A 20,534-nucleotide genomic window follows, 5' to 3' on the forward strand; every position below is an offset into this window, starting at 1 on the left:
TCCTCCGCTGGGTGTTTGAACTCGGTCATGCGCCGCCGGTTCCGCGGCGCCTTCCCCGGGCGGCTTGACGCCGCCTCGTGTCGCCTCGTTTCGTCACCTCGCCCCGAAGGGCGACCGGCTCACAGCCGTTGCCGGCGTTCGTGTTCGCGGATCGCCATCCACACCCGCTCCGGAGTCGCCGGCATATCGATGTGGTCGATCCGGTATTCCCGCCACAGCGCATCGATGATGGCGTTCATCACCGCAGGACACGACCCGATCGCCCCCGCCTCGCCTGCGCCTTTGACGCCCATCGGATTGGTGGCGCACGGCACGTTGTGAGTCTCGAACGTGATCGGCGCGCCATCGGCCGCGCGCGGCAACGCGTAGTCCATGAACGAGCCGGTGACGAGCTGGCCGTCCTCGGCGTTGTAGACCGCCTGCTCCATCAGCGCCTGGCCGATGCCCTGAATGGTGCCGCCGTGGACCTGGCCGGCGAGCAGCAGCGGGTTCAGAGTCACGCCGAAATCGTCAACGATGACGTAGTTGACGATCCTGATCTTGCCGGTTGCCGGATCGAGTTCGATCTCGACCAGATGCGTGCCGTTGGGGAAGGTGCCGTCGGCGCTGGAGAAGGTGGCACTGGCATTGAGCTTGGCCGGATCGACGCCGGACCGTTTGGCCAGATCGGCGAACGAGATCGAGCGGTCGGTGCCGGCGATGCGGATGGTGCCGTCGCTGATCTCGAGGTCGGCGGCGCTGGTCTCCAGCGCATCGGCGGCGATGTCGCGGAGCTGCTCGCCGAGCCGATGGGTGGCGCGCTGCACGCTGACGCCGCCGGACGGGATGGAGGCCGAGCCGCCTGTGCCGAGCCCGGTCGCGATCCGGTCGGTGTCGCCCTGCACCACCCGCACCCGCTCCTGCGGCACGCCGAACTGCTCGGCGACAATCTGCGCGTAAGCGGTCTGATGTCCCTGCCCGCTCGATTGCGAGCCGATCAGCACCGTGATGTCGCCATCCGGATCCAGCACCACCTTGGCGGTTTCCTCGCCCATGGTGCCGCAGACCTCGACATAGGACGCGAGCCCAATGCCGCGCACCAGCCCGTCCTTCTTGGCGGCCTTGGCGCGCTTGCTGAAGTCCTTCCAGTCGCCGATCTCCATCGCGCGCTTCAGATGTGCGGCGAAGTCGCCGGAGTCGTACACTTTGCCGGTCGCAGTCGTGTAGGGCAGCTTGCGCGGCGGGATGAAGTTCTTGCGCCGGATCGCATCCGGCGACATCGACAATTTCCGCGCGCAGGCATCGACCAGGCGCTCGACCACATAGGCCGCTTCGGGACGTCCGGCGCCACGATAGGCATCGACCGGCACGGTGTGCGTGAACACGGTTCGGATGCGGCAGTGGAACGCCTGGATGTCGTACAGGCCCGGCAGCATGCCGACGCCGCCATAGGGGACATACGGCCCGAACGTCGACAGATAGCCACCGAGACCGGCGATCAGATCGACGTCCATGCCGAGAAACCTGCCGTCCTCGGCCAGCGCCATCCGCGCGGTGGTGACGTTGTCGCGGCCCTGCGAGTCGCCGACGAAGTGATCGCCGCGGTCGGCGGTCCACTTCACCGTCTTGCGCAACTTCTTGGCGGCGACCGCGAGCAGCGCGTATTCGCGATACGGAAACAGCTTGGTGCCGAATCCGCCGCCCACATCGGGACAGATCACACGCATCTTTTCGACCGGGATCTTCAGCACGGTCTGGCACAGGATGTCGCGCAGCCGATGGCTACCCTGGCTGCCGATCGTCAGCGTCAAGTGATCGCGCTTGGCGTCGTATTCGCAGACCGCCGCGCGCGTTTCCATGTAGTTGGTGACGATGCGCGGGTTGACGATGCTGATCTCGGCGATGGCATGCGCCTTGGCGAACGCGGCCTCGGTCGCTTTCTTGTCCCCGATCCCGGCGTCGAACAGCACATTGCCGGCATGGTCCGGCCACACCTGCGGCGCTCCGGGCTTCACCGCAGTGGCTGCCCCGACAGCCGCCGGCAAGGGCGTCCACTCCACCTCGATCGCCTCCAGCGCGTCGCGTGCATGAGCCACCGTATCGGCGACCACGAACGCCACCGCATCGCCGACATGGCGCACCTCGTGGCGCGCCAGGATCGGATAGTCCGGCGCCTTGAACGGCTTGTCCGGCAGATTGAACAAGCATGGCAGTCCGCCGAGATCGGCCACATCGTCCGCGGTGAGGATCAACAGCACGCCGGGCAACGCGCGCGCCGCGGTCGCGTCCAACTCGAAAGTGGCATGCGCATGCGGGGACCGCAGCACCAGGGCATGCACCGATGATTGCGGCGCGTAGTCGTCGGTGTAGCGGCCCTTGCCGCGAATCAGGGGATCGTCCTCCTTGCGCAGCACACTTTGGCCGACGCCGAACTTCGTGGGAGCCAACTTGGTTGGAGCCATAGGGTCGTGACCTCCGATACGAGTTGGCGTCATCTTGCAGCGGATCGATGACCGGAGCAAACACGGCGGCCGCCCGATCGCGATGGAACACCGAAATATGAACCCGCCGAAGGTGGCTCGCTCCAGCCTCCGGTAGCAGGTCGATCCAGAGCCTCGACGCCCAAGAGCTTCGAGCATTGGGCCTCAGCCGTGAATGAAACACGCCAGATGAGAGGCCCCTAAAATAAAAAAGGTGCACCGGTCGCCCGATGCACCTTTCGCAAATGATGTCAGGCGCAGCCGCCCGACGGTAACGATCTCAGTAGCAGATCACCCGGCCATACACCGGGTTGAACACGCAACCACCATAGCCGCGATAGTAGCCGCGCCCACGCCCACGATAGTAGCCACGGCCACGTCCGCGGCCGTAATAGCCGCGCCCACGGCCGCGACCGCGGCCGCGCTGGGCTTCAGCCTTGCTGGTGCTGGCAGTGAGGAACAGGGCCGAGGTGCCGACGAGGCTGAAGCAGTAGATCGCCGTCAGCGTCACAGCAGCGAGGATGCGCGTCGTCCATCCCTTACGGGCCTTGGAAGCAGTCTGAGCCATATGGATTCTTCTCCCGGTCGTTGAGCAGGTTACCGTGTGTCCCGTCGTTGGTGCGGTTGTGCGGGAAGACGGTTCAAATGCACGGGGATCGAAGCGTCCCCGTCATCGGCCTTGGGCGCCAAGGTTATGATCAAGCTACGGTTTTGGTCAAGCCGCGATTGAACTTGAGGCAACTCAACGAGCAACCGCGAGAGTTGTTCCGCAACGGAGTGAACAGTGCATTTGTGGCACGCGTGCGGTGCGGCAATGACGATATCCACTTATGTTCCGCCAGATCGGCGCGAATGCCTCGGCATGTCCAAGTTTCGCGTGCAAGCTATATTGCAATTCAAGTGAACCGCATCCAGGTGCGGATCGACACTCAGAACAAGACGCCCCTTCGCCTTTGTCCGCGGTGAAGCCGCACTTTCAGAAAAGTAGCCCATGTCCCGTCAGCACACCTACGTTCTCGGCCTCAACACCTACGACCACGACGTCAGTGCCGTCCTGCTGCGCGACGGCGAGATCGCCTTCGGCATCGCCAAGGAACGCATCACCCGCGAGAAGCACGCATCCGGATTCTACAAGGAGGTGATCGATTACTGCCTGAGCGCCGAGGGCATCACCATGGCGGACGTCGATCTGGTGGTGCGCAACTGCTACATTCTGCCGGTGCCAGAGATGGAAGACCGTCTGATCTTCCAGGACATGCCGGGCTTTCTGCCGGAATACGAGCGCAGCGAAGCCGGAAAGCACCCGCTGTTCCGCAATCAGACCAACAAGGTCGCGACGATCTCGCATCATCTGGCGCACGCCTACAGCGCGTTCGCGCCGTGCCCGTTCGAGGAGGGCGTGGTGATGATCGTCGACGGCGTCGGCAGCTACCGCGCCGATGTCGACGAAGCGTTCCCCGGCGACGACGCCTCGCCGCTCGCACGCGAATCCGAGAGCTACTACAAATTCAGCGGCACCAAGCTGGAATGCCTGAAGAAGGTCTGGATGGAGCCGGAGCGCGGCTTCCTGAGCGACGAATTCTACAACATGCCGGGCCTGGGTGCGTATTACAGCCGCGCCTCGACCTACGTGTTCGGCGACTGGAACAAATGCGGCGAGCTGATGGGGCTGGCGCCCTATGGCCGTCCCGACGCGATCCCGCCGATGCTGCAATTCGAGAACAACAAGCTCACCGTGCCGCGCTGGACGCCGGAACTGAACCAGCCCTACATCATGGACAGCGCCGGCAAGTGGGAAGACAACCCCTCGATGCGGCACTGGGAAGATCTCGCTTGGCGGGTGCAGGACGACACCGAGCGGGTGCTGCTGGAACGCGCGCGCTGGCTGCGCGAGACCACCGGCGCCAAGAACCTGTGCATCGCCGGCGGCGTGGCGCTGAACTGCGTCGCCAACGGCCGAATCGCCCGTGAGGCCGGCTTCGAGAACGTGTGGATCCAGCCGGCAGCCGGCGACGACGGCATCGCGATCGGCTGCGCTTACTACGGCCATCTGGTGATCCAGCAGAAGCAGCGTGGCTTCGAGATGAAGCACGCCTATATCGGCCGACCGTATTCGGACGCCGAGGTCGAGGAAGCGACGCAGCGGTTCTTCGTCAAGCCGCAGATCAACATCGTTCGCTCCAGCGAGGTCTACAAGGAGACGGCGCGCCTGCTCGCCGACCAGAAGGTGATCGGCTGGTTCCAGAGCCGCTCGGAATTCGGCCCCCGCGCGCTCGGCCATCGCAGCCTGCTCGCCGATCCGCGCCGAGCCGAGATGAAGGACATTCTCAACAGCCGGGTGAAGCACCGCCAGCCGTTCCGCCCGTTCGCGCCGATCGTCCTGAAGGAGCGCGCCGACGAGATTTTCGAGGGCAAAGGCGATTCGCCGTTCATGCTGATGGCGAAACCGGTGGCGCCGGCGTGGCGCGACAAGATTCCGGCCGTTGTCCACGTCGACGGCTCAGCGCGGGTGCAGACGGTGGACGAAGAGACCGCGCCCGACCTCTATTACATCCTGAAGGAATTCGAGGCTCTGACCGGCGTGCCGGTTTTGGTCAACACCTCGTTCAACATCAAGGGCGAGCCGATCGTCGAGACGCCGCGCGACGCGATGGGCTGCTTCCTCACGACGGGCATCGACCATCTGGTGATGCACGACACCATCGTGTCGAAGAACAAGGCGCACCGTTTCATCAACCCGGTGCTGCAGGTGTATTCCGACGTCACCAATCTGGTGCGGTCGACCACCGCGGCGTGACGCCGCTCAGCCGCGCAGCAGGCGCTTGATCCAGCGCGGCCCGAACAGCACAAGGATCGCGGCGCCGTAGACCACGGCGCCGACCGCGATCAACAGCGCCAGCGCGGCCTCGCTGCGCAGCGCCGGGAGCAGCGCAAGATATGGCGGCGCGAACCAGGCGGTCAGCCACAGCGCGGCACCGAGCAGCACGCCGATGATGCCGAACTTGATGATCGCGCGCACCAGTTCGCGGTCGAACTCGAGATAGCCGGCGCGTACCGAGAAGAAGATCACCAACAAGAGATTGATCCAGGCGCCCGCGGCGGTCGCGAGCGCAAGGCCGACCTGCGCCAGCGAGCCCATCAGGGCGAATTTCAGCACCACGTTGGTGGCGACGCCGGTGAGCGCCGCCTTCACCGGGGTCGCGGTGTCCTTGCGGGCGTAGAACGGCGCCACCGCGCTGCGGATCAGCACGAATGGAATCAGTGCGATCGCATAGGCGGCGAGCGTTGTGCCGGCCGAGATCGCGTCGGCACGGGTGAAGGCGCCGCGCGCGAACATCGCCCGCATGATCTCGTCCGGCACGGTGAGAAAGGCCGCGACGAACGGCACTGAGAACAGCAGCGTGAATTCGAACGCCCGGCGTTGCGACGCCTTGGCGCCGGCATCGTCGCCGGCGGTGAGCTGCCGCGACATCTCCGGCAGCAGCACGGTGCCGATCGCGATGCCGATCACCCCGATCGGCAACTGGTTGAGCCGGTCGGCATAATACAACGCCGACAGCGCGCCGGCCGGCAGGAAGGTCGCGATGATGGTATCGGCAAACAGCGCAATCTGGGTGCCCATCGAACCGACCGTCGCCGGCCCGAGCGCGCGGAAGAACGCGCGGACATCCTCGTCGAGCTTCGGCCTGGAGAACCGCGGCAGGCCACCGTGCAGCGACAGGTCGCCGGCGAGCAGACAATATTGCAGCAGGCCGGAGATCAGCACACCCCACGCCGCGGCGTGACCGGCGCTGGGGAAGAACGCGGCGAGCGCCAGCGTCGCCATCATCGAGATGTTGAGGAAGATCGAGGCGGCGGCGGCCGAGGCGAAGCGCTGCATCACGTTGAGGATGCCGCCGTACAACGTCACCAGGGTGATCAGCAGCAGATACGGAAAGGTGATCCGCGTCAGCTCGATCGCCAGCGCGCGCTGCTCCGGATCGTCGGTGAACCCGGGCGCCAGGATACTCATCATCTGCGGCATGAAGGCGAGTGCGACGGCGAGCAACACCAGTTGCGAGATGAACAGCAATGTGAAGATGCGGTCGGCAAACAGCTTGGCGGAGGCCTCGCCCTTTTCGCCGTGGACGTGCGCGTAAGCCGGCACGAAAGCGGCGTTGAACGCGCCTTCGGCAAAGATCGCCCGGAAATGATTGGGCAGCCGCAGCGCGACGAAGAACGCATCCGCCACCGGACCGGCGCCGAGGATCGCCGCCAGCATGATGTCGCGGGCAAACCCGGTCAGGCGCGACAGCAAAGTGAAGCCGCCGACGGTGAAAATGCGCTTGAGCATGGCCCGCTTCTACAGGAAGTGGCGAGACCGCAAAACAGGAATGGCTGGCCACAGTCCCCTCACCGCGGAGTCATTCCGGGGCGCGCCCGTCAGGGCGCGAACCCGGAGTCCCGATGTGGTGAAGGCAGAGATTCCGGGTTCGCTCGCTATCGCGAGCGCCCCGGAATGACGGCAGCTAACGGCCTTACCGCCCCAGCGCGCCGCGCACGGCGTGGATGACGCGATCCTGTGTCGGCGCATCGAGATAAGCGTGCATCGGCAGGGCGATGACGTCGCGCGACAGCCGCTCGCACACCGGCAGGCCGCCGTCGGCAACCGGGAAGCCGCGATACGCGGTCTGCTGGTGCATCGACTTCGGATAGTAGATCGCGGTCGGAATGCCTTGCGCCTTCAGCGCCGCGGCAAAACCGTCGCGGTCGACGCCGTGCGGCAACCGAATGGTGTACTGTGCCCACACCGAGGTGCAGTCCTCGGCGAGCCGCGGAACGGTGACGACATCGGCCAACGCTGCCGAATAGCGCTCGGCGACGACGTTGCGCGCGGCGATCTCGTCTTCGAAGATCGTCAGCTTCTGCAGCAGGATCGCCGCCTGGATGGTGTCGAGACGGCCAGTGAGGCCAAGCCGGACGTTGTCGTATTTGTCGCTGCCCTGGCCGTGGACGCGAACGCTCTTCAGCGCCTCGGCGAATTCGGAATCGTCGGTGAAGATCGCGCCGCCATCGCCGAAGCAGCCGAGCGGTTTGGCCGGGAAGAAGCTGGTGGCGGTGGCGAGGCCGAAGCTGCCGAGCTTTTGGCCGCGATGGCTGGCGCCGAAGCCCTGGGCCGCGTCGTCGAGCACGAACAGCCCTTCATCCGCCGCAACGGCGCCGACCGCGGTGTGATCGGCGGCCTGACCAAACAGGTCGACCGGGATGATCGCGCGCGGCTTCAAGCCGAGCTTCTTCGCCGTACCGATGCCGCGCTTCAGTGATGCGATATCGATGTTGAAGGTGACCTCGTCGACGTCGACGAACAGCGGCGTCGCACCGGTCAGCGCCACCGCTTCACCCGTTGCGCAGAACGTGAAGGACGGGCACAGCACGGCGTCGCCGGGGCCGATGCCCTTGGCCATCAGCACCATCAACAGCGCATCGGTGCCGCTGGAGCAGGTCACGACATGGCGCGCGCCGGCGAAGGCAGCAAGCTTCGCCTCCAGCTCGATCACTTCGGGACCGTTCAGGAACTGGCAGTGGTTCAGCACCTTGCCGACCGCCTCGTCGATGCCGGCCCCCAACCTGCGGCGCTGAGCGCCGACATCGATGAAGGGCACCGGGTCGTTGCGGAGATGCTGATTCATGGGGCCTTGCCGGGTTCGAATGACGGGAATGCGCTGAAGATCGGTCGCGCTTTGGGCTAACCGGCCGCGCGGCGGGGCGCAGCGGCGGTCGCCGCGGGCCGTGCGGGCTGATCGAGACACTGGATCGCGATTTCGAGGCTGGCGACGCCCTCCTCGCCGGTGACGGCGGGAGGACCGTTGCTGCTCACCGCATTGACGAAGGCGATCAGCTCGGCGCGCAGCGGCTCGTCGTGCCCGACCGGCAGGTGCCGCATCGAATAGCTGCCGTCGGCCTTGAAGCCGAAGCACTCGGTGACCTGACGGGTCAGCAGGTCGCCCATCACATATTTGCCGCGGGTCGCGACCGTCACGGTGCGCGCCTTGAACGGGGTCAGCCAATTGGTGTTGATGTGGGCGAGCACGCCCGAAGCGGTGCGGAACTGCAGCAGCGCGATGTCCTCGCGCTCGGCGATCGCGCTCGAAAGCTGCGGCTGCACCTCGGTGATCTCCGAGTCGGTGAACCAGCGGATCAGGTCGATGTCGTGGACGGCCAGATCGATCACCACGCCGACGTTCGACATCCGCGGCGGGAACGGGCCGACCCGGGTGATGCCGATCGACAGAATGTCCTCGTCGCGAATCGCCTGCTTGATCGCCGCGACCGCCGGATTGAAGCGTTCGACGTGGCCGACCATCAGGGTGACGCCGGCCTTCTTGGCGGCGGCGACGATCTCGCGGCCCTCGGCCACCGTCGAGGCGATCGGCTTCTCGACCAATACGTGAATACCGCGACCGATGCAGGTCAGCGCCACTTCGTGATGCAGATGGGTCGGGGCCGCGATGGTCACGGCATCGACCCCGGCCAGCAGCAATTCGTCGAGCGTTGCGAAGGTCTTACAGCCGATCAGCTCGACCGCGCGGTCGCGGTGTTCCGGTAGCGGATCGACGATCCCGACCAGCGAAACGCCCGGCAGCCCAGCAAGCACACGCCCATGGTTGGTGCCCATCACCCCAGCGCCAATCACGCCAATCCGGAGCGAGGGAGTGTTGGACGGTTCAGTGCTTGACGTCATGGCATCGCGCCTTGGGAAATTGAAGGTGCGGCTTCCTACCATGCGGCCACAGATGTGGCGAATGTTCGGGAAACTTTCCCAAACACGTTTTGATTCAGTAAATTACACCGATCAGCCAAGACGCGAATTAGACGCAATAAGTCACACGCGATGGTAGTGCCGAAACCAGGCGACGAAGGCATGGATTCCTTCTTCGATCGGTGTCGAGGGCCGGAAGCCGACGTCCCGGACCAGCGCGTCAACGTCCGCAAAGGTCTCCGGGACATCGCCGGGCTGCATCGGCAGCATCTCTTTGATCGCCGAACGCCCAAGCGCCCCCTCAAGCAGCGACACCACATGCATCAACTCTTCCGGGCTGTGGTTGCCGACGTTGTAGACCCGAGCCGGCGCGCCGCTGTTCAGGCCCGGCTGTCCGGTCGGCGCGAGCTCCATTAGCCGCGCCACCACACGGGTCACGTCGTCGATAAAGGTGAAGTCGCGCCGCATCTTGCCGTGGTTGAACAGCTTGATCGGACAGCCCTCGGTGATGGCCCTGGCGAACAGGTAAAGCGCCATATCCGGCCGGTACCATGGTCCATAGATTGTGAAGAACCGTAGGCCTGTGGTCGGCAGCCGGTACAGATGGCTGTAACAATGCGCCATCAGTTCGTTGGCTTTTTTGGTCGCGGCATACAGACTGATCGGGTGGTCAGTGGGATCATCAACCGAGAATGGCAGCTTGGTGTTGGCGCCGTAGACTGATGATGAGGACGCGTAGATCAGGTGGCCGCAGCCATTGTGACGGCAACCTTCCAGCACGTTAAGAAAGCCCTCCAGATTGGAGTCCGCGTAATCGTGCGGATGGCTGAGCGAGTGCCGAACTCCAGCTTGGGCGGCAAGATGGATCACCACCGGAAATCGATGTTTTGCGAACAGCTCCGCGATTGCCGCCCGACCGGACAGATCGGCGCGAACGAAGCTGAAACCAGGATAGGGGGTCAGCAGATCGACCCGAGCCTGCTTGAGTGCCGGGTCGTAATAGGCGTTGAGACTGTCCAAGCCAACGACCGCATGGCCAGCCTCCAGCAGTTCCCGGGCAACGTGAAAGCCGATGAAGCCTGCTGCTCCCGTGACCAGGACCGCCTTCTCTGCCATATCGTCCCCGCCCCTTGCGATCCAATGCGCGCATGTTTAGCCAGCCGGCTACCACAGCGGCAAGGGGAACCGAGGTGCTATTGCCAGATCGGACGCAAGTCCCTACCAAGACGGCGGCTTTCGCGCCGGCCGGGCGCCGCTCGCTCTTGACGATCTGTTAACTTCCGACCCCAGCGATCTCTCATGCGCCGGTTTCTGCTTTCAGCAGCCAAGATCCTGGTTTCAGTGGCGCTCTTGTATCTGGCGCTCCGAAAGACCGATTTTGCCGCCCTCGCCGCACGGATCGACGCGAGCAGCTTCGGCTGGCTGGCGTTGGCCGTCGCAGCCACGATCTTTCAACTGTTCGTCAACGCCCTGCGCTGGCAGGCGATCGGTGAATGCTGCGAGGCGCCCCTGACGACCGCGCGATCGATGCGCTACACGATGATCGGGGCTTTCTTCAATCAGACGCTGCCGTCCGCGATCGGGGGCGACGCGGTGCGTGTCTGGCTGCTGGCCCGTGCCGGCGCCGGCTGGCGTGCCGCGACCTATTCGGTGTTCGTCGATCGTGCGATGGGCCTGATCGCGTTGTCGGCGATGATCTTCGTGACGCTTCCGTGGACACTCCGATTGATCGGCGATGCCGACGGGCGCCTCGGATTGATGCTGCTGGATTTCGCAGCTCTCGGTGCCGGTGTCGTCTTCCTGGCTTTGCCTTTTCTACGGTTCGGCCTGCTTGACCGAATCTGGGCCACTCGCCATATGCGCGCCTGCTCCGAGGTCGCCGTGAAAGTGCTCTCGACCCTGCAAAGTGCAACGATGATCGTCATCACTTCCCTGGTCATTACGATCCTGGCGGTGGTGATTGCTTGGTGCGTAGCCCGAGCTATCGAAGCGCCGACAAGTTTCATGCAATTGCTCGAACTCGTTCCCCCGATCATGTTGATCACCATGATCCCGATTTCAATCGCGGGTTGGGGCGTTCGCGAAGCCAGCATGGGATTGGCATTCGGTTACGCCGGCCTCAACCCCGGTGACGGCGTCGCGGTCTCGCTGCTGTTCGGCGCGGTGTATTTCGTAGTCGGCGGCATCGGCGGGCTGATCTGGATCGCGAGCGCCGAAAAGGCAGGAAAGGGTGACGCCCCCATCGAGGTTCCGGAGTAGCTCGATGCGACTTAGCGCGGACGGCGCTTTGCATTACAGCGCCGGGGGCAGCGAATGACCGGGGCAGATATCGTCTTGCTGCTCACCATCATCTCAGCAGCCGTTGGATGCTACGTACTCGTTTGGGCGCTGATGCCGCTACTGGCGCGGTACGCGCTCGCTCGCCCAAATGCACGCTCGTCCCACAAGATACCAACCCCCCAAGGCGCCGGAATTGCAGTCGTCGCCGCCACCCTGGTCGTTACCGCGATTGCCATTAGTCCTTCGGCTCCCGCGCTGCTGGCGCTTCTGCCACTATTCGCCGTGGCGATCGTGATCAGCATCGTCGGCGCAGTGGATGACATCCGGCCAATCTCGGTGTTGCCGCGCTTCGCGCTGCAGGCGCTGTGCGTCGGAGTAGTGGTGGTTACCTTGCCCGCCGACCAGCAGATCATTCAGGCTCTGCCGCTTTGGCTCGAACGCTCCGCCCTGTTGATCGGGGGCCTATGGTTCGTCAACCTCGTCAACTTCATGGACGGGCTCGACTGGATGACGGTCGCCGAGGGCGTGCCAGTGACTTTAGCCCTTGTTGTGTTCGGGGTATTCGGCGCGCTGCCACAGTCGCCGGTGCTGCTGGCGGCAGCTCTCGGCGGAGCGTTGCTCGGCTTTGCGCCCTTCAACCGGCCCGGCGCCGCCAAGGTATTTCTAGGCGACGTCGGCAGTCTGCCAATTGGGCTTCTGCTCGGTTGGTGCCTGCTGCAGGTCGCCCTGCAGGGACATGCCGCAGCCGCGCTCCTGCTGCCGCTGTACTATCTTGCCGACAGCACCGTCACACTGCTCCGGAGAATACTCCGGCGTGAGCCGTTCTGGCTCGCACATCGTTCGCACTTTTATCAGCGGGCCACCGACAACGGATTCGCGGTCCGCGAGATCGTGGGACTTATCTGCCTGACGAATTTGACGCTGGCGGCGCTGGCGACAGCATCAATCGTGCTGAATTCCGTCACCGCCGATGGCGTGCTGATTGCCATGGGGGGGGCGATCGTTGCAGTCCTGTTGATGCGGTTCGCGCGCCGCAGAGCGTGACGCCCGAGTTGCACGCTCAAAGCTATGACGCAGGCGCCGTCGGCTCGATCCGAAATTCAGGCACCGCGCCCTTCAAGATCGCGACGACCTCATCGTAGCGATCAGCCGCGATTGCTCGCTCGAGCGCAGCAAGCCCCTGGCGCAGCGTCGGCAAAGGCAGCTCGTTCGGACACGCAGCCATAATGCCCGGAATACCGATCTCGGTGGTGGGCTCGTGCTCTGCGAACAGAATTTCGTGCAGCCGCTCCCCCGGCCGAACACCGGTGAATACGATCTCGATATCGTAGCCCGGCTGAAGACCGGACAGCCGGATCATCCGCTCAGCCAATTCGACGATCTTCACCGGCTGGCCCATGCTGAGCACAAACACCGATGCGTCGGCATGTTGCGACTTGAGGGCATGGGTCGCGGCCGTAATGACGAGATCGCATGCCTCGCGAATGGTCATGAAGTACCGCACCATGTCCGGATGCGTCACTGTGACGGGACCGCCAGCCTCGATCTGCGCCTTGAACTTCGGCACAACCGAGCCATTCGACGCCAGCACATTGCCGAAGCGCACCGAGATCAGCCGCATCAGCGGCTTATCATCCGGAGTAGCGGCGAGTTCGCGATCGAGCGCTTGGCAATATAGTTCAGCGAACCTCTTGGTGAGGCCGAGCATCGAGACCGGCTCGATCGCCTTGTCGGTCGAAATCATCACCATCGCCTCGGCGCCGGCGGCGCGTGCCGCGTCCGCGACATTCACCGAGCCGAAGATGTTGGTCTTGACGCCCTCGCCCCAATCGCGCTCAAGGATCGGCACATGCTTGAGCGCCGCGGCGTGGAACACGAGATCGGGCCTGAAAGCGCCCATGAGTTCGAACACTCGCTCGCGATCGCGGATGTCAGCGATTCGGCCTTCGACCTTGGTCTTGCTGACCTTAGCGGAGAGCTTCTCCATCGCCGCATAAAGCGCCGGCTCCGAGTTCTCGATCACCAGCAATCGAGCGGCACCGAATGTCGTCACCCGGTCACACATTTCGAAACCAATCGATCCGCCACCACCGGTGACCACGATCGATTTGCCTTTCAGCAGACCTTCGAGCCTGTCGTAGTCGATCTTGACGCTTGGACGTAGCAACAGGTCTTCGACCGCGACCGGAGCCAGGCGGGGCGTGTCGCGGCTTTCCTCCAGCGACGGCAAGCGGCTCACCGTCAGCCCGAGCTTGCGCGCACGCATCAGGACCGATTCCGGCTGAGCTTCCGCATCGAAGGCCGAGGGCATCATCACCGCGCGTTCGATGGGCTTGTTCCGATGCGCGAAGTCGGCAATCACGTTGTGGAGGTCATCGATGCCGCCAAGTACCGGAAGGCCGCGGATGGTCTGGCCGCGATCCGAGAACGCGGGCGACAGGATGCCGACAGGCCATAGCCGCTGGACCGCGCCGCTCTCCACCGCGCGCAAGAACACCTCGGCATCGGCGGCGCGGCCGATCAGCAGCGTCGGCGCCGCATCCATCCTGCGCGCCTTGTTACGGGTGCGGGTGTAGCGGAAGTAGCGATACGCCAGCCTCGAGCCGGCGAGAAAGAACACCTCGAGAAACCAGTACAGAACGATCGTGGTCTTCCCGAGGAAGAACGTCCCGTACATGTTCGGCGCAAGGAAAATATAGTCCAGCACCAGCAGTGTGATCGTCAGAACGCTCGCGGCCCGCAGGATGTTGAGCAGGTCCGGGATCGAGATGAACCGCCACTTGGTGGTGGTTAGCTGAAACAGGTAACAGACGAAGAAGCTGAAGACCACGAAGTACGGCAGGATCTTCAGTAGCAACGGCAGGCGGTCCAGCAGGTTTTCGCCGTCGAACCGCAAATAGAAGCTGAGCAGCACTGCGGTCGCGGTTGCCAGCAGATCATGCAGCGCGATCAGCCAATTGCGGTAGGTGAACGACCGGATCGACGTCATCATTGCGCGTCTTTCTCGCGATGATCCGGGACGGCAACCATGGTCAGGACTGCCCCTTGCGTGCTCGCGCCACCAGCGAGGTCGTGCTGAATCCGGGCAGGACGTCCACCAGCATCACTTCTCCACCCTTAGCTGCGACGATCTCGTGCCCGACGACCTGTTCACGGGTGTAGTCGCCGCCTTTGACCAGCACGCTCGGCTCGATCCGCGTGATCAGCCGGAGCGGTGTATCTTCTTCGAAGACCGCAACCAGATCGACCGCCTCCAGCGCGGCCAGCACTTCGGCGCGGGCGCGTTCGTGCTGCACAGGGCGGCTCTCGCCCTTCAGTCGTCGCACCGAGGCGTCACTGTTCAGGCCAACGATCAGTCGATCGCAGGCGCCGCGCGCCGCGGTGAGCACTTTGACGTGGCCGGGATGCAGAATGTCGAAGCAGCCATTGGTGAAGCCGACCCGCAGACCTTCGCGGCGCCACTGTTTCAACCGCTCGTCGAGGTCGGCGTCGCCACCGATTATCTTCTCTTCCGCCGCCAGCGAGGCATGCGGCAGGACCCGTCGGCGCAGTTCGCTAGGCGTCACCACCGCGGTGCCGTTCTTGCTCACCGCCACAGCCGCGGCGGCGCTCGCTGCCCGCATCGCGGTGGCCCAATTCGCTCCAGAGGCCAGCACCACCGCCAGCACCGCCGCCACCGTATCGCCAGCGCCGGAGACGTCTCGAACCTTTACCGGTAGAGCCGGTACGTGAATCGGCTCGCCTCCGCGCGGCACCAGCGTCATGCCGTGCTCGCTCTTGGTCACCAGCATCGCCTCACATTCGGTAATCGCCATCGCGTCTTGGGCCGCTGCGGCAATTTCAGCGTCGGTCGCCGCTGCGCTGCGTGTCGCAGCGGAGAATTCCTTGCGGTTCGGCGTCAATAGCGTGGCGCCGCGATAGATCCCGAAGTTGGCGCTTTTCGGATCGACGATGACCCGCTTGCCGAGTTTTTTAGCGGCATCGATGGTCTCGCGAATCACTCGCGCGGTCAGCACGCCCTTGGCATAGTCCGAGAGGAGGACAATGTCCGCCCGCGGAAGCTGCGGCAGGATCGCTTCGAGCAAACGCTGCTCGACTTCCCCGCTGGCTGCGGACGCGGTCTCCCAATCGGCACGCAGCATGTGGGTCGAGAAATGCTCGGAGACGAAGCGCACCTTGCGGGTCGTCGGCCGCGAAGAATCTCGGACGAGAACCGGCTCAATCCGCGGCTCGCTGGCGAGTTCGGCCTCAAGCGTCCGACCGGTAACATCATCCCCGATCAAACCAACAAAAATGCAGCGTGCACCGATCGCCGCAATGTTGCGGGCGACGTTGCCCGCACCGCCGATATTCGTCTCGCTGCGCTGAACGGCAATCACCGGCGTGGGGGCCTCCGGCGAAATCCGCGACACCTCGCCGTAAACGAATTCGTCGAGCATCAGATCGCCGACGCACAGGACGGTCTGACGAGCGATCGTTTGCAGCAGGGCGTCGAAGCTGAACATCCGAATCCAAACGGTTGCGCGATCAGCGGAAGCGATCGCTGCGGTCGAGGTAACCCGTAACGTAAGACGCGACAGCCTCTTCGAGTGGGGTGAAGCCGCCGTTGTAGCCTGCGGCGCGCAGCCGGTCGCCTTCGCTTTGGGTGAAGTACTGATAGCTACCGCGAATCTGTTCCGGCATATCGATGTACTCGATCTGTGGCGGCGTGCCGAGCGCGGCGTAAGCCGCCAGGATCAGGTCGCGGAAGCTACGGGCGTGGCTGGTGCCCACATTGAAGATGCCGCTGACAGTGGGTGAGTTGAACAGCCACATCATCACCCGCACCACGTCATCGACATAGATGAAGTCACGACGCTGGTCGCCATCGGCGATACCGTCGCGATGCGACTTGAACAACTGCACCACTCGGCCGGACTTGATGTCGTCGAACCGCCGCGCCAGCACGCTGGCCATGGTGTCCTTGTGATATTCGTTCGGGCCGAACACGTTGAAGAACTTCAGGCCGGCCCATTGCGGCGGCAGCTTGTCGCCCTTGGCGGCTCGCTCGGCGACCACGAGGTCGAACAGGTGCTTGCTCCAACCGTACAGGTTCATCGGCCGCAGTTTCTTAAGCGCGGGGAGCGAGACATCGTCGTCGAACCCGTGCTCGCCGTCGCCATAGGTGGCTGCCGACGAGGCGTAGATCAGCGGCGTGCCGGTCTGGGTGCACCAGTCGAGCAGCCGCAGCGACAACCGGAAATTGCTCTCCATCACCAGGTCGCCGTCGGTGGCGGTGGTCGCAGAGATTGCCCCCATGTGGAACACGGCGTCGAGCTTGCGCCCTTTCAGCCAGTCGGCGAGCTCCGCCGGGGACACGAAATCGGCAAGCTGCCGCTTGGCAAGGTTCTTCCACTTGCCGTCATGACCGAGAAAGTCCGACACCACCACGTCGGCCCGCCCGGCCTCGTTCAGCGCCGCGACCAGATTCGATCCGATGAACCCGGCGCCCCCGGTGACCAGCAGCATGACTTCTCCGCCTCAATTTGCGGGGCCACCTTTGCCCCACTCCGTCCAGGCAGGCAACTTCATCTCTGAATTGCTGTGCATGCGGAACGGGTCCGACGCGAAATGGCGGCTGGACGTGGGCCGCGGCAGGCGCTAACCGGCTGGGCCGACCCCTCCCTGCCCGGCAGGGCAGCAGAACAAGCGATGAATTACGAATCACTCAAAGCCAGCCTGGCGACTGCCCCTGAGCGCAACGAGACCAGCCCAGTATTGCTGGTGCCTTACATGTGGATCGGTGATTTCGTGCGCTGTCACACCGTGGTGCGGGTGCTGAAGGACCGCTGGCCGAACCGGCCGGTCGACGTCCTCACCACGTCTCTGTGCGCGCCGCTGGTCGACTATATGCCCGGCGTGCGCCAGGGAATCGTGTGGGATCTGCCGCGCAGCAAGATCTCGCTGTCTCAGGAGCGAGCGCTGGCCGCGAAACTGCGGCAGCAGCACTACGGCGCCTCCGTGGTGATGCCGCGCACCTTCAAATCGACCATAGCCCCCTGGCTCGCCGGCATCCCGAAACGCACAGGCTTCATCGGGGAGGTCCGGTTCGGTCTGCTCAATGACTGGCGGCGCGGTGAGAAGGCGCTGCCGCGGATGATCGACCGCTGCGCCGCGCTGGCGCTGCCGCCGCTGCTGGAACTGCCGCTGGACTGGCCAGAACCGCAGCTTCAGGTGCCGACGGCCGAGATCGCGGCCTGGCGGCAGGCCAACGGCCTCCACGGCCGGACCGTGGTGGCGCTCGCGCCCGGCGCCGTCGGGCCGGCGAAGCGCTGGAGCTACTACGTCGAAGCCGGGAAAGCGTTGACCGAGCGCGGTTTCGAAGTCTGGGTGGTCGGCGGCCCGGGGGAAACCGCCAAGGCGCAAGAGATCGTCGCGGCCGGCGGCGAGCGGGTCCGCGACCTGACCGGAACAGACTTGCGCAACGGCATTCTGGCGCTGGCGGCTGCAGACTTGGTGATCTCCAACGATTCCGGCCTGCTCCACGTTTCGGCGGCAATCGGCAGCCGGACCATCGGCATCTTCGGCCCCACCAGCCCCTGGCATTACGCTCCGCTCAACCCGATCGAGACGGTGATCCAGGCGCCCGGGGACATCCCGTGCCGGCCCTGCCACAAGCCGATCTGCCGAATGGAGCACCACCGCTGCATGCGCGATATCGCGGTGGAGGACGTGACGACGGCGGCGCTGCGTGCGCTCCAGGCCGCCGGTATCTCGCCCGCGATCTGACCGCGGCACGGCTTGCGCCGGGCCGGCCCCTGCGCTTTATCGAGGCTTCAGCTTCAGCCTTCAGGTGTAACGTGAGCCAGGACAAGATCGCCGCCCATTTCCAGCTCTCGCTTGCCGCGATGACTGCTGCCGCCGGCGATGCAACTCTGCTGGCCGCGTCGCGGGCCATCGCAGCGGCATCGATCAAGGCGCTGCAGCAGGGCCGCAAGATTCTGCTCGCCGGCAATGGCGGCAGCGCTGCCGACGCCCAGCACATCGCGGCCGAGATTATCGGTCGCTATAAGCGCGAGCGAGCGGCCTGGCCGGCGGTGGCGCTGACCACCGACACCTCGGCACTCACGGCGATCGCCAACGACTATGGCTTCGAGCGGGTGTTCGCCCGGCAGGTCGAAGGTCTCGGCCAGCCGGGGGACGTCTTCATCGGCATCACAACCTCCGGTCGCTCGCCGAACATCCTGGCGGCGCTCGAGGTCGCACGGCAGCGCGGCCTCGTCACCGTCGGCATGACCGGCCCGAGCGGCGGATCGATGGGCGCGCTGTGCGATTATGTTCTGATCGCGCCGGGCCCCGAAACTGCGCTGGTTCAGCAAATCCACTTGATGGCAGCACACGCGATCTGCGACGAGATCGAAGCCGCGCTCGGCGCGCCGGCGCCATGACCGCGTCCGCGCCGCGCCGGCCCGCCGCCTTCCTCGATCGCGACGGCGTCATCAACTACAACGACCACTATGTCGGCACGCGCGAGCGCCTGCGCTGGATGCCGAGCATCGCCGCAGCGATCCGGCGGCTTAACGCCGCCGGCTATTACGTTTTCATCATCACCAACCAGTCCGGCGTCGCGCGCGGCATGTTCAGTGAGGACGACGTCCGTGCCTTGCATCGCTGGATGCAGGATGAATTGCGGGCTCAAGGCGCGCAGATCGACGATGTCCGGTTCTGCCCGCATCATGTCGACGGAACGATCGACGCCTATCGGGTCGCCTGCGAGCATCGCAAGCCGGGGCCCGGCATGATCCTGGATCTCGCCAAGGCCTGGCCGGTCGACATGACGCGCAGCTTCGTGATCGGCGACAGCGCAAGCGATATCGAAGCAGCACAAGCTGCCGGCATTCCCGGCTTTCGCTTCGAGAGCGAAGATATCGATGGCTTCGTCAAACAGGTGCTGATCGAGATGCAGCGCACCGCTGCATCCAACTAACCGAGCAACTGCTCGGCCGCCTCGATCGCCTGCTGCGCCGATGGGCCACCGCTCTTGCCGCCGAGCACCCGCATCGCGCCGCTGCCGACCGGCCCGGTCAATCCCGGATCGGTCGCCACATAGATGCCGACCAGCGGCACCCGATACGCGGCGGCAAGATGCAACAGGCCGGTGTCGACGCCGATTATCACTGAAGCGCCGGCGATCACGCCCGCGGTGAGATCAAGCCGCTGACGCGGCAGCACGCGGCTGCCAGGAATCTGGTTCGACAGCAATTCGGCGGTCTGCCGTTCGGTCTCGGTGCCCCAAGGTAGCACGGCCTGCAGCCCCCGCGCGTGCAGCCAACGGCCGGTCTCGATCCAATCCTCGGCGCGCCACTCCTTCGACGTCCGCGAAGTGCCGTGCAGCAGCAGCGCATTAGGCGCGTCACCGCTGCGTGCCGGCTTGATCAGTCCGTAGTCGATCTCGTCAGGGGGACGATAGCCGAGCGACAGAGCAGTGAGCTCACGGTTGCGCGCCACCGCGTGCAGCGCCCGACTGACACTATGACGGATGTTGTAGAACCGCGACGCCAGAGGCTCGCGGATGCTCTGCGCGTCGTAGCCGTGGCGCTCGCCGTGCGCCAGCCTGGCGATCACCGCCGAGCGGATCAGGCCCTGCGTGTCGATCACCAGATCGAAATCCGGCTCACGCAATCGGCTGTTGAAATCGCCGATTTCGCGCCAGGTGGCGCGGCTCGTCAGATGTGACCGCCAGCGCCGCGTCGCCACCGGGATCACCTCGGCAACCGAAGGGTGGAGCTGCGCCAGCGGCGCGAACGCCTCTTCCACCACCCAGCTTATCCGCAAGCCCGGCATCGCGCGCGCAGCATCGGTGATCGCGGGCATCTGGTGCACCACGTCGCCGAGCGAAGAGGTCTTGACGATGAGGATGTCCGACATTGACGCAGAAGGCCCGCAATTGCCGCGGTCCTCGTTACAGATTGACAACCATAGAGTCGAATCCCCGGCGAAACCGCTGGCAATTCGCGCATTCGATGGCCCCGCTATACCGCAATTCCATTGTTTGTCGACAGACTGGCTCTGATGCG

Annotated in this window: 16 protein-coding genes; 6 read left to right on the top strand and 10 right to left on the bottom strand. The window is 64.6% G+C overall.

Annotated elements, in window-relative coordinates; all coding sequences use genetic code 11:
* Positions 1 to 119: 119 nt before the first annotated feature.
* Together M9H71_RS08810 and M9H71_RS08815 are read right to left on the bottom strand one after the other, a co-directional pair.
* Complete coding sequence (locus M9H71_RS08810; RefSeq protein WP_455404665.1) at positions 120 to 2,441, bottom strand: xanthine dehydrogenase family protein molybdopterin-binding subunit; 2,322 nt, start codon at positions 2,439 to 2,441, stop codon at positions 120 to 122.
* 298 nt (positions 2,442 to 2,739) lie between these two features.
* A complete protein-coding gene (locus M9H71_RS08815; protein WP_110788682.1) occupies positions 2,740 to 3,027 on the bottom strand; it encodes a hypothetical protein in 288 nt (95 codons plus the stop codon).
* A gap of 423 nt (positions 3,028 to 3,450) precedes the next feature.
* On the opposite strand from M9H71_RS08815, the gene M9H71_RS08820 reads away from it, so the two are divergent.
* On the top strand, positions 3,451 to 5,256 hold the full coding sequence (locus M9H71_RS08820) for a carbamoyltransferase family protein (RefSeq protein WP_455404666.1): 1,806 nt from the start codon (positions 3,451 to 3,453) through the stop codon (positions 5,254 to 5,256).
* A 6-nt stretch (positions 5,257 to 5,262) separates the two neighbouring features.
* Here M9H71_RS08820 and murJ read toward each other — a convergent pair whose 3' ends face one another.
* From murJ to M9H71_RS08840, 4 genes are all read right to left on the bottom strand, one after another.
* On the bottom strand, positions 5,263 to 6,792 hold the full coding sequence (gene murJ, locus M9H71_RS08825; protein ID WP_455404667.1) for a murein biosynthesis integral membrane protein MurJ: 1,530 nt from the start codon (positions 6,790 to 6,792) through the stop codon (positions 5,263 to 5,265).
* Between the two features lie 184 nt (positions 6,793 to 6,976).
* The gene (locus tag M9H71_RS08830) at positions 6,977 to 8,128 is read right to left on the bottom strand and encodes a DegT/DnrJ/EryC1/StrS family aminotransferase (RefSeq protein WP_230763105.1); all 1,152 of its coding nucleotides are present in this window, start codon (positions 8,126 to 8,128) and stop codon (positions 6,977 to 6,979) included.
* Positions 8,129 to 8,184: 56 nt separating this feature from the next.
* On the bottom strand, positions 8,185 to 9,180 hold the full coding sequence (locus M9H71_RS08835) for a Gfo/Idh/MocA family oxidoreductase (RefSeq protein WP_455404668.1): 996 nt from the start codon (positions 9,178 to 9,180) through the stop codon (positions 8,185 to 8,187).
* A gap of 141 nt (positions 9,181 to 9,321) precedes the next feature.
* Complete coding sequence (locus tag M9H71_RS08840; protein ID WP_455404669.1) at positions 9,322 to 10,314, bottom strand: NAD-dependent epimerase; 993 nt, start codon at positions 10,312 to 10,314, stop codon at positions 9,322 to 9,324.
* 183 nt (positions 10,315 to 10,497) lie between these two features.
* On the opposite strand from M9H71_RS08840, the gene M9H71_RS08845 reads away from it, so the two are divergent.
* Positions 10,498 to 11,457 carry a lysylphosphatidylglycerol synthase transmembrane domain-containing protein gene (locus M9H71_RS08845; protein ID WP_455404670.1) on the top strand — a complete coding sequence of 320 codons (960 nt, stop codon included), beginning with the start codon at positions 10,498 to 10,500 and terminating at the stop codon, positions 11,455 to 11,457.
* A gap of 54 nt (positions 11,458 to 11,511) precedes the next feature.
* A complete protein-coding gene (locus M9H71_RS08850; protein ID WP_455404671.1) occupies positions 11,512 to 12,522 on the top strand; it encodes an MraY family glycosyltransferase in 1,011 nt (336 codons plus the stop codon).
* Between the two features lie 22 nt (positions 12,523 to 12,544).
* On the opposite strand, the gene M9H71_RS08855 is transcribed toward M9H71_RS08850, so the two are convergent.
* Genes M9H71_RS08855 through rfaD form a run of 3 tightly spaced genes read right to left on the bottom strand, consistent with a single transcriptional unit; the run spans position 12,545 to position 16,986 of the window.
* Positions 12,545 to 14,470, bottom strand: a complete 1,926-nt coding sequence (locus M9H71_RS08855) for a polysaccharide biosynthesis protein (protein WP_455404672.1) — start codon at positions 14,468 to 14,470, stop codon at positions 12,545 to 12,547.
* A 40-nt stretch (positions 14,471 to 14,510) separates the two neighbouring features.
* On the bottom strand, positions 14,511 to 15,983 hold the full coding sequence (gene rfaE1 / locus M9H71_RS08860; RefSeq protein WP_455404673.1) for a D-glycero-beta-D-manno-heptose-7-phosphate kinase: 1,473 nt from the start codon (positions 15,981 to 15,983) through the stop codon (positions 14,511 to 14,513).
* Positions 15,984 to 16,005: 22 nt separating this feature from the next.
* Positions 16,006 to 16,986, bottom strand: coding sequence for an ADP-glyceromanno-heptose 6-epimerase (gene rfaD, locus M9H71_RS08865; protein WP_455404674.1), 981 nt, complete (start codon positions 16,984 to 16,986; stop codon positions 16,006 to 16,008).
* Positions 16,987 to 17,169: 183 nt separating this feature from the next.
* Here rfaD and waaF point away from each other — a divergent pair, with 183 nt between their 5' ends.
* The 3 genes from waaF to M9H71_RS08880 all read left to right on the top strand — a co-directional run bounded on the left by waaF (position 17,170) and on the right by M9H71_RS08880 (position 19,444).
* Positions 17,170 to 18,246 carry a lipopolysaccharide heptosyltransferase II gene (gene waaF / locus M9H71_RS08870; protein ID WP_455404675.1) on the top strand — a complete coding sequence of 359 codons (1,077 nt, stop codon included), beginning with the start codon at positions 17,170 to 17,172 and terminating at the stop codon, positions 18,244 to 18,246.
* 71 nt (positions 18,247 to 18,317) lie between these two features.
* Positions 18,318 to 18,905 carry a D-sedoheptulose 7-phosphate isomerase gene (locus M9H71_RS08875; protein WP_455404676.1) on the top strand — a complete coding sequence of 196 codons (588 nt, stop codon included), beginning with the start codon at positions 18,318 to 18,320 and terminating at the stop codon, positions 18,903 to 18,905.
* Positions 18,902 to 19,444: an HAD-IIIA family hydrolase gene (locus M9H71_RS08880; protein ID WP_455404677.1), complete on the top strand. Its 543-nt coding sequence runs from the start codon at positions 18,902 to 18,904 to the stop codon at positions 19,442 to 19,444. Before M9H71_RS08875 ends, M9H71_RS08880 begins: the two co-directional genes overlap by 4 nt.
* Here M9H71_RS08880 and waaC read toward each other — a convergent pair.
* Complete coding sequence (gene waaC / locus M9H71_RS08885; protein ID WP_455404678.1) at positions 19,441 to 20,385, bottom strand: lipopolysaccharide heptosyltransferase I; 945 nt, start codon at positions 20,383 to 20,385, stop codon at positions 19,441 to 19,443. The genes M9H71_RS08880 and waaC overlap by 4 nt on opposite strands.
* Between the last annotated feature and the right edge of the window lie 149 nt (positions 20,386 to 20,534).

Source organism: Rhodopseudomonas parapalustris, assembly GCF_053772255.1.